This window comes from Burkholderia lata (assembly GCF_902499025.1).
GTDB classification, from domain to species: Bacteria; Pseudomonadota; Gammaproteobacteria; order Burkholderiales; family Burkholderiaceae; genus Burkholderia; species Burkholderia lata_C.
In genome coordinates this window covers 23973-35891 of record NZ_CABVPW010000063.1, presented here as the reverse complement: position 1 = coordinate 35891, position 11919 = coordinate 23973, and the positions used below count along the sequence as shown (strand labels likewise).

Genomic DNA, 11919 nt, shown 5'->3' with positions numbered 1-11919 from the left:
GGACCGTGAAACGACTCTACGCCGATGATAGTGCGGATTCCCGTGTGAAAGTAGGTAATCGTCAGGCTCCCTAAGCCGAAAACCCCCGCCCGAAAGGCGGGGGTTTTTGCATTTCGGCGACGCAAATGCGTGCGGAGTCGGGGTAGGTGGCCTGGCTGGAGCTGGGGCGCCGATACGTCGATTCAGGCACCTGCCATGCCCGAGCAATTCGCGGCGTTGCGCACCTGAAATGACCCTGTGCGTTCGCCTGCACATCACATCAATCCACCTCCATTGGCGCGCAGCCAATGTCGTTCCCATCTTCAGGAGCCACACAGGCTGACGAGTTCATCAGTGAGGAGATGCCGATGCGCGTACTAGCAGAAGAGCCGTGGAGTTGCTTCCTGTTGGAGGAGGACGGGCGGCTATATCTGGACGTACTTGTTGAACACGGCGCCATCTCATTCAGTGTGACGTCCGAACTCAGTCCGGAGCAGGCGACGCGCTACGCCGACGAAGGCGTCGGTTATCTGCGTGACCTCTCAAGCGCAATGCGCCATAAAGCGTTGATGCGCGAATGGTCCGCGATGCCTCTCCCTGCTGATTGGGAGGCGCGATCAATCACTGCGATCCGTGAATGGCAAAAGCGCGGCAACGGATAGGCGCCCGGCACTCGATCTTCACGATGTATCGGGTGAATGATGTCCTTGATTTCCTTCGCGTCGGAATGTCGATCGCCGGCGATGTTCTTTAGCCCGGGATCCCGCGGACGAATCGCTTCGACGGCATCGCCACTCAAGAAACGACGACCGTAAATTCGACCCCCGATTCAAAGTCCAGGGTCGTGGTCGAAAACCGCGGGTCGTTGTCGAGGTAGTGCTTGTACGGTCGAACGGCATCCTCGGCTGTGTACATGTTGTCGGCCAGTACGACCGATCCCGGGCGCAGCAGGCGCTCGATCTGCCTGAACAGTTTCAGATAGGCATCGGCCCATACATCGATGAACACCATGTCGAAAGTACCGTCCAGTTCGGCGACGGTCTCGAATACGTCGCCCTCCCGCATGTCGACATAGGCGTCGAGGCCCGCCGTCCTGACGTGATCGCGCAAGCGCGCGAACTTGAGCGCATCGCGTTCGGTCGCGACGACCACGCCACGGCCCAACGTGCGCAGCGCCTCGGCGAAATACAGCGTGGACACGCCGCATGAACTGCCGAGCTCGAGGATTCTGGTCGGCCGTTGCGAGAGCACCATGTTGCGCAAGAATCCGCCCGTTTCCGGCGACACGGCCAACGATAGCGGGCTGCCTTCCAAGGACTCGAAGTCGTCGCTGGACAGCCCGAAGGTTTCGAGAAACCGTCCCCGCAGACGTGGCGCGATCGCTTCGTATTCTTCGGTGAGCGACAGAAAATCCTCGTTCGATCCCTGGAACTGCGCACGGGCGCGGGCGACGATTTCGGTCCGGCTCTCTTCGTGGAGCCGTTGCAGCAGAGCGATGGTGGTTGAAGCCATGGGCGTTCCTTGACGAGATTGATCCGGTCGACGATGTATCCAGCGACAGCCTCTCCCGTCAGGGTCGCTGCGCTGTCGCTCGATATCGGCGATACACGGATGTTGCTATGCCGTTCGGGCGAGCGTGATTGCGCGTTCGGGGCACGCCGTCACACACAGCCCGCATGACCGGCAGGCATCCGCGTTCGGCGTGTAGGCGACTTTCATTCCATGCACGCGCAGCTTCAGGCGATGCATCAGGGCAAGGCCGACGTAATCGGCGTTGTCGATGCGCCGGATCTCGAACACGTTCTCGGGGCAAACCGCGACGCAATCCCCTTTGCCTTCGCAACGTTTCAGATCGACGACCGGCGCTATCACGCCCGGTTTCTGCTTGCAGTCGCCCGTTGATTTTTCGCGCACGTTCACTCTCCCGTGGGCCGGTTGTTGCCGGAGCGCCATGCGGTCCGGAAATGCTCGCGTTCTTCGGGCGTCATGGATTCCCACTTGCGCCAGTGGCGCCGGCCGCGCCAGCCGTGGTGTCCGCGGAATCCGCCGAACAGGATGCGGCTCAACACGAGCAGGCCCAGCGCATGGGCGAAGTCGATCGTACGGGCGCCGACGAATAGCGCTGGAATCACCCAGTTCCACAACATCATGACCACCCATCCGAGCACGCCGATGGCGACCACCACGAGCAGCGCCTTGCCTGCGCATCTGATTCGAAAATTCATCTGTCGACTCCTCTAGGTATTGTCCAATTCGTCATAAATGGGCTGCAGTCGAGCACGCAGATGCAGGACCGCATAGCGTTTGCGAGCGAGCAGCGTGCTGAGCGCGACACCGCTTTGCGTGGCCATCTCCTTGAAGGACTGGCCCTCCAGTTCGTGCGCGATAAATACCTCGCGCTGATTCGCCGGCAACTCGTCGAGCGCATCCTGCAAGGCCTTGAGCACGAGTGTGCGAGCGTAGCGTGCTTCGGGGCCGGCATCCTGCGCCGGTAGCGCGAGGTCCAGGCGATACTCGTCGTGCGCGTCGTCTTCCGCCGCGAGCAGATCGGTCAGCGGTTGCTCCTTCTTCTTGCGAAAGCGGTCAACGATCCGGTTGCGCGCGGCACGGAAAAGCCACGCGCTCACCTGTTCGATCGGCGCAGGAAGTCGATACGCCTGTACGAATTCGTGAAACACATCCTGCAGGATGTCCTCGGCATCGTCCGGGTCGCGTATCCGACGCCGGATAAAGTTCACTAGCCTCGTTCGTTCACGCATCACTGTCGCTGTGATGTCGCGGTCTGGGTCGGTCATCATGTGCGAAGTGGGTGGTGATTCCATGCGCTTGAAGACGTTTCAGGCGCGCGAATATTGTGGCGAGAGCAAAAAAATCTGCCGCCGAACGTATCGGCCTTGCGGTATTACCATTCATCGTCGGCCAAGCCAGGAGAACACTCGTCGTCGGCGGTTCATCAAACATGCCAGCCGGAGAGGAATCGATAGCCGATCCCGTCTCTCGGCTTCGACACGCTGAACGAGATGCCTTCGTGCCGCTGCCCATGCGGAAGCCGACCGGATCGCGGTGTAGATAAATCTTCAGCGCTTCGTCGAACCGGAACATGGCAACCTTCCCAGTATCTGGGCGATCGTCACCTGTTCATCGTCACTCCCGTCGACACGCGCCAGGCAGTCGGCACGGAATCTGACATTGCCGATTCAGCCCATCCATCCCCATTCCGCGATTCCGCCGATCCGCTACCCACACTGGTCTGGCCAGTCTGGCCTTAAGTTCCCGCATCCGCTGTCGTTAAACAGGACGTTGCCCGTTGTCGGCGACCCCATTCCTATAACGCGGTAACGGAGATCGAAGTCATCATGTTGTCCTCGATTCGTGCACGGATACTCGCGACCTGCGTCGCCATCGTGGTAACGGCGCTGGCCGTTACCGGCGGCCTGGTCTACTACGTCGTCAAGCAGCACAACGACGAGACAATCGACCAGAATCACAAGTCGATCCTCGCCGGGCACGCGCTTGCGATCAACGAATGGGTGGCCAGCAGAGGCAGGGAAACCCAGGCCCTCGCAGACACGATCGCGATCGGCGAAGGCGACCCGCTGCCGGCGCTGAAGCTGCTTGGGAAGTCGGGCGGCTTCGAGGTGTTGACGCTCGGCCTGCCGGACAAGACCGCGTTCTCGAACGTGCCGCTCGCACCCGGCTACGACCCCACGGCACGCCCGTGGTACAAGCAGGCCGTCAGCGCAGGCAGCCTGGTCGTGACGGCACTCTACCGCGATGCCACGACCGGCAAGCCGGCTGTGGCGTTCGCGGTGCCCGTGGTGCGCGACGGCACGGTGAAGGGCGTGCTGGCCGCCAGCCTGTTCATGGAGAGCGTGAGCTCGATCGTGACCTCGGTACATCCGACACCCGCGAGCTTCGCCTTTCTGGTGGACAAGAGCGGGCGCGTGATTGCGTCGGCGAAGACCGACCTGATCATGAAGCCGGCAACCGGTCTTTCGCCTGCACTCGACGCCGATCACCTCGGCGCGCTGCAAACCGCGTCCGAACCCGTCGCTGTCGACATCGACGGCGCAACCAAGCTGGTGCGGGCTCAGCCGATCGCCGGTACCGATTGGTCCCTCGTGCTCGCACTCGACAAGGCGGACGTGACGGCCGGCATGCGCGCGGTCGCGACGACGACGCTGGCGGCGATCCTGATCGTGGCCGTGATCGCGGCCGCGCTCGTGGGCGCGATGACGAACGCGGCCTTCAAGCGCATCCTGCTGGTTCGCGACGCGCTCACGGATGTCTCGAGCGGCAGCGGCGACCTGACGAAACGCCTGCCCGCCGACGGCGCGGACGAAGCCGCGCAGATCGCGCATGCGTTCAACCTGTTCGCCGAAAAGATCAGTACGATCCTGCTGCAGATTCGCGAGTTCAGCGAATCGGTCAACCTGGCGAGCGCCGAGATCGCGCAGGGCAACCAGGATCTGTCCGGCCGGACCGAACATGCAGCATCGAGCTTGCAGGAAACTGCCGCCGCGCTCGAGGAAATCGCCGGTACGGCCCGCAATTCCGCCGATGCCGCGAGCCAGGTGAGCCGCCTGGCGGAATCGGCGTCGGACGTCGCGGTGCGCGGCGGTGCGGTCGTCAGCGAGGTCGTCTCGACGATGAACGAGATCACGCAAGCGTCGAGCGAGATCGCCAACATCGTCGGCGTGATCGACGGCATTGCGTTCCAGACCAACATTCTCGCGTTGAACGCTGCCGTCGAGGCCGCACGTGCGAACGAGCACGGCCGGGGCTTTGCGGTCGTCGCCGGCGAGGTGCGGGCGCTCGCGCAGCGCAGCGCGCAGGCCGCCAAGGAAATCAAGCAATTGATTCACTCGTCGGTCGAAAAGATCGAGGGAGGCTCGGGGCTCGTCCAGACGGCCGGTACGACGATGAACGAAATCGTCGAGGGCGTGCGCAACATCACGAGCGTGATTGCGGAAATTACCGTCGCCGCCAAGGAGCAGAGCACGGGGATCGAGCAGGTGAATCAGGCGGTGTCGCACCTCGACAATGCGACGCAGCAGAACGCGGCGCTCGTCGAGCAGTCGGCGGCGGCCGCGACGTTGTTGCGCGAGCAGGCCGCGCGGCTCGCGCAGACGGTCGGCGAGTTCAAGCTCGAGGATCGTCGTGCGATGACGTTGCAGTCAGCCTGAGAAAGGGCGCCGCCGCGGAGGTCTCGCTGCGGTGCCGACGGGCGTCGCAATCAGATCGTGATCCGCAGGATCGGGAAGAACCTGCCCGGCACGACGCTCGATTCCTTTTCGCCGATTTTCTCAGCCCCGAGCGCCAGATAGAACGGAACCGCATTGGGATCGGCTTCGATCACGAAGCTCCTGATCCCTCTCGCGGCGCTTTCCCTGCGGACTTCTTCCCACAGTGCACGTGCGATTCCCCGGCCCATGTGGTCGGGATGGACGAACAGCCATCCGGGCGTCGGTCGGTCCGATTCCGATGACGCCCTGACCCAGAACCCGATGATTGCCTCTCCGGATTCCGCGACGTAACCGATCGACCCGTCGATCGTCTCCGGCGCAATCGTGAGATCGCTCTGCCACAAGTCGAGCCAGTCCTTCGGATAGCCCCAGTGTGCCTTCGAAATGCGAGCCAGTCGTGTGAGTGCGTCCGCGTCCGCGGTACGGGCGGCGCGTACGGTGAATGCTTGGTGCATCTCGTCTCCTGTCATGGTCGACACCTTCGTCGGGGTATCGCCCGGCTCGCGTCGACCCAACGCCGGATCCGCGGCTTGCCGACTCCAGGGAAGGTCGCGCTCGACACGGCTACGCGACCTGCGATGCATGCCCGGCGACGACGCGCCAGCCGGCGGATGATCGACGCCACAGCCGAGTATAGGCAAACACGCCGTCGAACGCCGTGCCGTCGAAATGGCCGGCGAGTATCGCCTTCGTCGTGGTCAGGATCATCTCGCCGATTGCGCATGCGCGCGTTTCCTGCACATCGAGTCTGTCCAGACGCAGCAGCTTCGCGCGATGCGCGGCCAGGTCGTCTTCCTTCGAGATCACCTGGCCGGTCGGGACGGTGAACACCAGATCGTCGTCCAGCAACGCGTCGAGCGCTGCGACATCGTTGGCCAGCATCGCGGCACGAAGCGCGGCTTCGCTCGGTTCGATGGCTGTACGGGTTGCATCCATTTCAGGGCCTCGTATCGTCTTTGAAGGTGTGTGGTTTCGCTCATGTCGGCGAGCGAGCGCAGCAAGCAACCTACCGCACCGGCGGATACCGTCTATCGCGCATTCGACAGCGCTTGGCGCCGGACGAGCATCACCACGCAGATGCCGATCGACGCGATGACGTTGACGGCCGGATAGAACGCGACCGCGACATTCCACGTGCTCAGCGCCAGCAACGCCAGCACGTACTTGAACACGCACAGCGCGAAATACGCGAGGCTTTCGCTCCACGGATCGCGGATCGTCTTGCGGACGGTCGGACCGAGGCCGGCCAGCTCGATCAGCGTGACCAGGCAGATCGCGATCGTCGGATCGTCGGTCAGCATCCACAGCGGAACGGCCGACAGCGCTGCGACCAGGAAAAACCAGTCGACGCGTGTCCAGCCGCGTTCGCCGCGAAAGACGCTCGCCACCAGCGTCAGAAAACAGGTGACGGCAATCGCTGCCGTGCACCATGCGGACGGCCCCGCACCCGCGACGAACTGGCCGGCCGCTGCGATCGCCGTGACGACCGACCACACGAGCCATGTGAACAGATGCGGACGAACGGTGCGCCGGTAGATTGCGAGCGCGTACGGAATCGCTGCCAGCAAGGACACGGCCGTTCCGATCGCGCCAAAGATCGAAGCGGCGCCCTGATCGACATTCACCATCGACGGCATCCTTGTTCGCAATGGCCGACCAGTATGTGGCCGGACGGGCCGGGGTGCAACGTTGCGCCGGCCACGTGTTGCTGCGGGCGTCACGTCGAATCGCACCGGCAAGCCGATGCGATCGCACGCAAACAAACGGCACCGGGATCGTGTCGTGGCAGGAAAACCCACTGCACGACCGCAGGATGAATAGAAATAACCTCTTCAATGAGAAGAAAAACTGTTCTTTCAAATCTCTTTTTGATGACCGACAGTTTGCCAACCGGACGACTGCGGCGATGCGTGGCGGTCATGGGCATCGGTCGTGCCCGCTGGCGTCTTTCGTCGGGTCGAGTTCAGGCGGAGAACAACGCACAAACGCCTGGTCGTCAAAACGGAGTCTTGAATGAACCCAACTTCAGCAGAACATCATCAGCACGCGGACTGGAGACGTCTCGCGGCGCAAGTGGTCCCGAGGACGCTCGCGCATATCGGCGGCCGCAGCGTGCCGGCCCGCAGCGGCCGGACGTTCGCCGCGATCAATCCGGCCACCGAGGCCGTGATCGCGGAAGTCGCGTCATGCGATGCACCGGATGTCGATGACGCGGTGCGTGCCGCGCGTCACGCGTTCGAGTCCGGCGTCTGGTCGCGTTGCGCGCCGGCGGAGCGCAAGCGCGTGCTTTGCCGGCTCGGTGAACTCATCGCATCGCACGGTGCGGAGCTCGCGTTGCTCGACTCGCTCAACATGGGCAAGCGCGTGGCGGATGCGTTCAGCATCGACGTGCCGGCCGCGGGCGGCCTGTTCAGCTGGTACGGCGAAGCCGTCGACAAGCTGCATGGCGAAGTCGCGTCGACCGACCCCGGCAACCTGGCGGTCGTCACGCGCGAACCGCTGGGCGTCGTCGGCGCCGTGGTGCCGTGGAATTTTCCGCTCGACATGGTCGCGTGGAAGGTGGCGCCGGCGCTGGCGGCCGGCAACAGTGTCGTGCTGAAGCCAGCGGAGCAATCGCCGCTGTCCGCGTTGCGTCTCGCGGAGCTGGCGCTCGAGGCCGGCCTGCCGCCAGGCGTGCTGAACGTCGTGCCGGGCTACGGCGAAACTGCGGGGCGCGCGCTCGGGCTGCATCCCGACGTGGACGTGCTCGCATTCACGGGATCGACGGCCGTCGGCAAGAAATTCCTCGAGTACGCCGCGCAGTCGAACATGAAGCAGGTGTGGCTCGAGTGCGGCGGCAAGAGCCCGAACCTGGTCTTCGACGATACGGACGACCTCGACCTGGCCGCACGCAAGGCGTGCTTCGGCATTTTCTTCAACCAGGGCGAGGTGTGTTCCGCCAACTCGCGGCTGCTGGTTCAGCGTTCCATTCACGATGCGTTCGTCGACCGGCTGATTGCGCATGCCGCCGCGTTCATGCCGGGCGATCCGCTCGATCCGGCGAGCGGCATGGGCGCCATCGTCGACGAGCAGCAGCATCGTCGCGTGCGCGAGTGGATCGCACGCGGCCGCGATAGCGCGACGCTCGCGATCGGTGGCGGCGCGCCGCGCGTCGACGGCAAGGGCTACTTCATCGAGCCGACGATCTTCATCGACGTGAAGCACGACGACGCCATCGCACGCGAGGAGATCTTCGGGCCGGTGCTGTCGGTGATGGCGTTCGATACCGAGGACGAGGCCGTCCGGCTCGCGAACGACTCGATCTATGGCCTGGCCGCGTCGCTCTGGACCGGCAGCCTGTCGCGCGCGCACCGCGTGTCGGGCCGGCTGCGCGCCGGCACGGTGTCCGTCAACACGGTCGATGCGCTGAGCGCGCAGACGCCGTTCGGCGGATTCCGCCAGTCGGGCTTCGGCCGCGATCTTTCGCTGCATGCGATCGACAAGTACACGGGCCTCAAGACGACCTGGATCAGCTACTGATTCGACGCGGCGGGCCACACGCGGTTGCGCCGTGCAACACGACAACGCTTTTTTTCACAAAACGAACCGGAGACTCGCCCATGAATGCGCCCAATTTTCCGCATCGTACGACGCAGGACTATCAACGCAGCGACGCCGCCCATCACCTGCATGCGTTCGTCGACCAGAAGGCGCTGAACGAGGAAGGCGCGCGCGTGATGGTGCGCGGCGAAGGTGTCCATCTATGGGACAACGACGGCAACCGCTATCTGGACGGCATGTCCGGGTTGTGGTGCACCAACGTCGGCTATGGCCGGCCGGAGCTGGTCGACGCCGCCGCGCGACAGATGAAGGAACTGTCCTACTACAACATGTTCTTTCATACGACGCACCCGTCGGTGATCGAACTGTCGGAGCGGCTGTTCGCGCTGCTCGGCCATCGTTTCAGTCATGTTGTGTATACCAATTCGGGATCCGAATCGAATGAAGTGCTGATCCGCACTGTGCGGCGGTTCTGGGACGTGATGGGCAAGCCGGAGAAGAAGGTGCTGATCGGCCGCGTGAACGGCTATCACGGCTCGACGGTGGGCAGCGCGTCGCTGGGCGGCATGGCGTTCATGCATGAGATGGGCGACCTGCCGATTCCGAACATCACGCACGTGGACGAACCGTACTGGTACGCGAATGGCGGCGACCTGAGCCCCGAGGCCTTCGGCAAGCAGGCGGCGCTGTCGCTCGAACGCAAGATCCTCGAGATCGGCGCGGATCGCGTGGCCGCGTTCGTCGCGGAGCCGTTCCAGGGCGCGGGCGGGATGATCTTTCCGCCGGACGGCTACTGGCAGGAGATCGAGCGCATCTGCCGTCAGTACGACGTGCTGCTCTGCGCGGACGAAGTGATCGGGGGTTTCGGCCGTACCGGCGAGTGGTTCGCGCACCGCCACTTCGGCTTCGAACCGGACCTGATCTGCATGGCCAAGGGACTGACTTCGGGTTACGTGCCGATGGGCGGGCTGATCATGAGCCGGCGTGTCGGCGATGCACTGGTCGACAAGGGCGGCGTCTACGCGCACGGGTTGACCTATTCGGGGCACCCGGTCGCGGCTGCCGTCGCGCTGGCCAACCTCGACGTGCTCGAGCGCGAAGGCCTCGTCGAGCGGACGAAGAGGGATACCGGGCCGTACCTGCAGAAGGCGCTGCGCGATGCGTTCGGCAGCCATCCGCTCGTCGGCGAGATCCAGGGCGTGGGCGCGGTCGGCGCGATCCAGTTCGCGAAGAACAAGGCGACGCGCGAACGCTTTGCGAACGAGGCCGACCTGACCTGGCACAGCCGGACGGTCGGGTTCGAACTCGGCGCGATCGTGCGTTCGACGAACGGCCGCCTGATCGTTGCGCCGCCGCTGGTGATCGATCACGCGCAAATCGATGAACTGGTCGACACGATGCGCAAGGCCGTGGATGCGACAGCGCGCGAAGTGCTCGGGATCGACTGCTGACCGTTGAGCGACGCGCTTCCGTCCGGCGACACGCGGGCGGGAGCGCATCGAAATACGGGTTCCGCTTCGGAGGCGGATTGGCTGCGTGCAGTCACCGAAGCGGCTATCCGACAGGCTGAAGATTGGGCGCGACGGCGGTGGTCGAGGCAAGGCGATGTGCTGCCGTCCATTTATTGATGAGGAATGCAAATGGTATGGCCGGGCCAGCGAAGCGCAGAAGCTTTGCGTCGGATACGCATTCCGCATCACGCCTCATCCCGCGAACACCACAACAGACACAAGGAGACGAAATGAGTCAGGGCGAGTCCATTGCTCATCTCGAGGAAAGCACCATCCAGCCGATTCCGCTGACCGAGCGGCACGGCAGCGCGAAGGACCTGTTCACGATCTGGTTCGGGTCGAACATCATGATGCTGACGATCGTCACCGGGTCGCTCTCGACCACGGTGTTCAAGCAGCCGTTCTGGTGGGCGGCGCTCGCGACGCTCGTCGGCAGCCTGATCGGCGCGGTCTTCATGGCGCTGCATTCCGCGCAGGGGCCGCAGCTTGGCGTGCCGCAGATGATCCAGACCCGCGGGCAGTTCGGGTCGTTCGGCGCGCTGCTCGTGGTCGCGTTGGTCGTCGTGATGTATGTGGGCTTCTTCGCGTCGAACTGCGTGTTCGGCGGGCAGGCGCTGCACAGCCTGGGCGCCGGCATTCCGCTCGATGCGGGCGTCGTGGTGATCGGCCTGATCAGCCTGCTCGGATCGATCTACGGCTACAAGCTGATCCACGCGTATGCGCGACTGCTGAGCTGGTGCTCGGGCAGCGTGCTCGTGCTGGCGTTCGTGTGGATCATCTTCGTGCACGGATTGCCCGCCGATACGTTCTCGAAGCATTCGCTGAACCTGTCCGGCTTCCTGGGCGCGATGTCGGTGGCCGCGCTGTGGCAGATCGCCTATGCGCCTTACGTGTCGGACTATTCGCGCTACCTGCCGCCTGATACGGGGCCGCGCACGGCGTTCTGGTCGAGTTATTGGGGCTGCGTGCTCGGCTCGTTCTTCCCGATGCTGCTCGGCTGCCTGGTGGGCCTCGCGACGCCGGACGGCAACGTCGTGAGCGGCCTCACGGGGCTCACGCAAGGGATCAGCGTGCTCGTGATCGTCGTGCTGTCGTTCGGCATCGCGGCCAGCAATGCGATGGAGCTGTATTGCGGCGCGCTGTCGGCGATCACCGTGCTGCAGACGCTCTTTCCGTCCTGGTCGGGCAAGGCGCGTGCGCGGGCGATCACCGCGATCGTACTGTGCGGCATCGCGCTCGCGATCGCGCTGTTCGGGCAGGACAACTTCCTCGCCGGCTACACGAACTTCATCCTGCTGCTGCTGTACGTGCTCGTGCCGTGGACCGCGATCAACCTCGTCGACTACTACCTCGTGTGTCACGGCGAGTACGACGTCGATTCGTTCTTCCGGCAGGACGGCGGCATCTACGGACGCTTCAATTCGATCGCCGTCGGCTCGTACTTCATCGGCATCGTCGCGCAGGCGCCGTTCATGGCGACCGATCTCTATACGGGCGATCTGGCGAGCCGGCTCGGCGGCGCGGACGTGTCGTGGATCGTCGGTTTGTCGCTGACGTCGCTCGTCTACTACGCGGGTTGCAAGCTGTTTTCGCGGCCGATGCAGGGTGTCGCCGCGAGCGTCGATGGGGTGTCCCGCTGAGCC

13 protein-coding genes are annotated in these 11919 nt (G+C 64.0%); 5 read left to right on the top strand and 8 right to left on the bottom strand.

Features of this window, described 5'->3' with window-relative positions:
• The first annotated feature begins 347 nt into the window (after positions 1–347).
• A complete protein-coding gene (locus tag BDI24065_RS38445; protein WP_175035585.1) occupies positions 348–641 on the top strand; it encodes a hypothetical protein in 294 nt (97 codons plus the stop codon).
• 133 nt (positions 642–774) lie between these two features.
• On the opposite strand, the gene BDI24065_RS38440 is transcribed toward BDI24065_RS38445, so the two are convergent.
• The 4 genes from BDI24065_RS38440 to BDI24065_RS38425 form a co-directional block, all read right to left on the bottom strand.
• Complete coding sequence (locus BDI24065_RS38440) at positions 775–1491, bottom strand: O-methyltransferase (protein WP_175035584.1); 717 nt, start codon at positions 1489–1491, stop codon at positions 775–777.
• A gap of 105 nt (positions 1492–1596) precedes the next feature.
• Complete coding sequence (locus BDI24065_RS38435; protein WP_175035587.1) at positions 1597–1893, bottom strand: 4Fe-4S dicluster domain-containing protein; 297 nt, start codon at positions 1891–1893, stop codon at positions 1597–1599.
• A 2-nt stretch (positions 1894–1895) separates the two neighbouring features.
• A complete protein-coding gene (locus BDI24065_RS38430; protein WP_175035583.1) occupies positions 1896–2204 on the bottom strand; it encodes a hypothetical protein in 309 nt (102 codons plus the stop codon).
• 12 nt (positions 2205–2216) lie between these two features.
• Positions 2217–2801, bottom strand: a complete 585-nt coding sequence (locus BDI24065_RS38425; protein ID WP_175035582.1) for an RNA polymerase sigma factor — start codon at positions 2799–2801, stop codon at positions 2217–2219.
• Positions 2802–3335: 534 nt separating this feature from the next.
• Here BDI24065_RS38425 and BDI24065_RS38420 point away from each other — a divergent pair.
• Positions 3336–5165, top strand: coding sequence for a methyl-accepting chemotaxis protein (locus BDI24065_RS38420; protein ID WP_175035581.1), 1830 nt, complete (start codon positions 3336–3338; stop codon positions 5163–5165).
• 50 nt (positions 5166–5215) lie between these two features.
• Here the strand turns inward: BDI24065_RS38420 and BDI24065_RS38415 are convergent, their stop codons facing one another.
• From BDI24065_RS38415 to BDI24065_RS38400, 4 genes are all read right to left on the bottom strand, one after another.
• Positions 5216–5680, bottom strand: a complete 465-nt coding sequence (locus BDI24065_RS38415) for a GNAT family N-acetyltransferase (protein WP_175035580.1) — start codon at positions 5678–5680, stop codon at positions 5216–5218.
• Positions 5681–5789: 109 nt separating this feature from the next.
• Positions 5790–6161 carry a nuclear transport factor 2 family protein gene (locus BDI24065_RS38410; RefSeq protein ID WP_175035579.1) on the bottom strand — a complete coding sequence of 124 codons (372 nt, stop codon included), beginning with the start codon at positions 6159–6161 and terminating at the stop codon, positions 5790–5792.
• 92 nt (positions 6162–6253) lie between these two features.
• Complete coding sequence (locus BDI24065_RS38405; RefSeq protein WP_175035578.1) at positions 6254–6853, bottom strand: hypothetical protein; 600 nt, start codon at positions 6851–6853, stop codon at positions 6254–6256.
• A gap of 89 nt (positions 6854–6942) precedes the next feature.
• Positions 6943–7146, bottom strand: a complete 204-nt coding sequence (locus BDI24065_RS38400) for a hypothetical protein (protein WP_175035577.1) — start codon at positions 7144–7146, stop codon at positions 6943–6945.
• A gap of 92 nt (positions 7147–7238) precedes the next feature.
• Between BDI24065_RS38400 and BDI24065_RS38395 the strand changes: the two genes are divergently transcribed.
• The 3 genes from BDI24065_RS38395 to BDI24065_RS38385 all read left to right on the top strand — a co-directional run bounded on the left by BDI24065_RS38395 (position 7239) and on the right by BDI24065_RS38385 (position 11916).
• Positions 7239–8744: an aldehyde dehydrogenase gene (locus BDI24065_RS38395; RefSeq protein WP_175035576.1), complete on the top strand. Its 1506-nt coding sequence runs from the start codon at positions 7239–7241 to the stop codon at positions 8742–8744.
• 80 nt (positions 8745–8824) lie between these two features.
• Positions 8825–10216: an aspartate aminotransferase family protein gene (locus tag BDI24065_RS38390; protein ID WP_175035575.1), complete on the top strand. Its 1392-nt coding sequence runs from the start codon at positions 8825–8827 to the stop codon at positions 10214–10216.
• A gap of 290 nt (positions 10217–10506) precedes the next feature.
• Positions 10507–11916, top strand: a complete 1410-nt coding sequence (locus BDI24065_RS38385) for a purine-cytosine permease family protein (RefSeq protein WP_175035574.1) — start codon at positions 10507–10509, stop codon at positions 11914–11916.
• Positions 11917–11919: the final 3 nt, after the last annotated feature.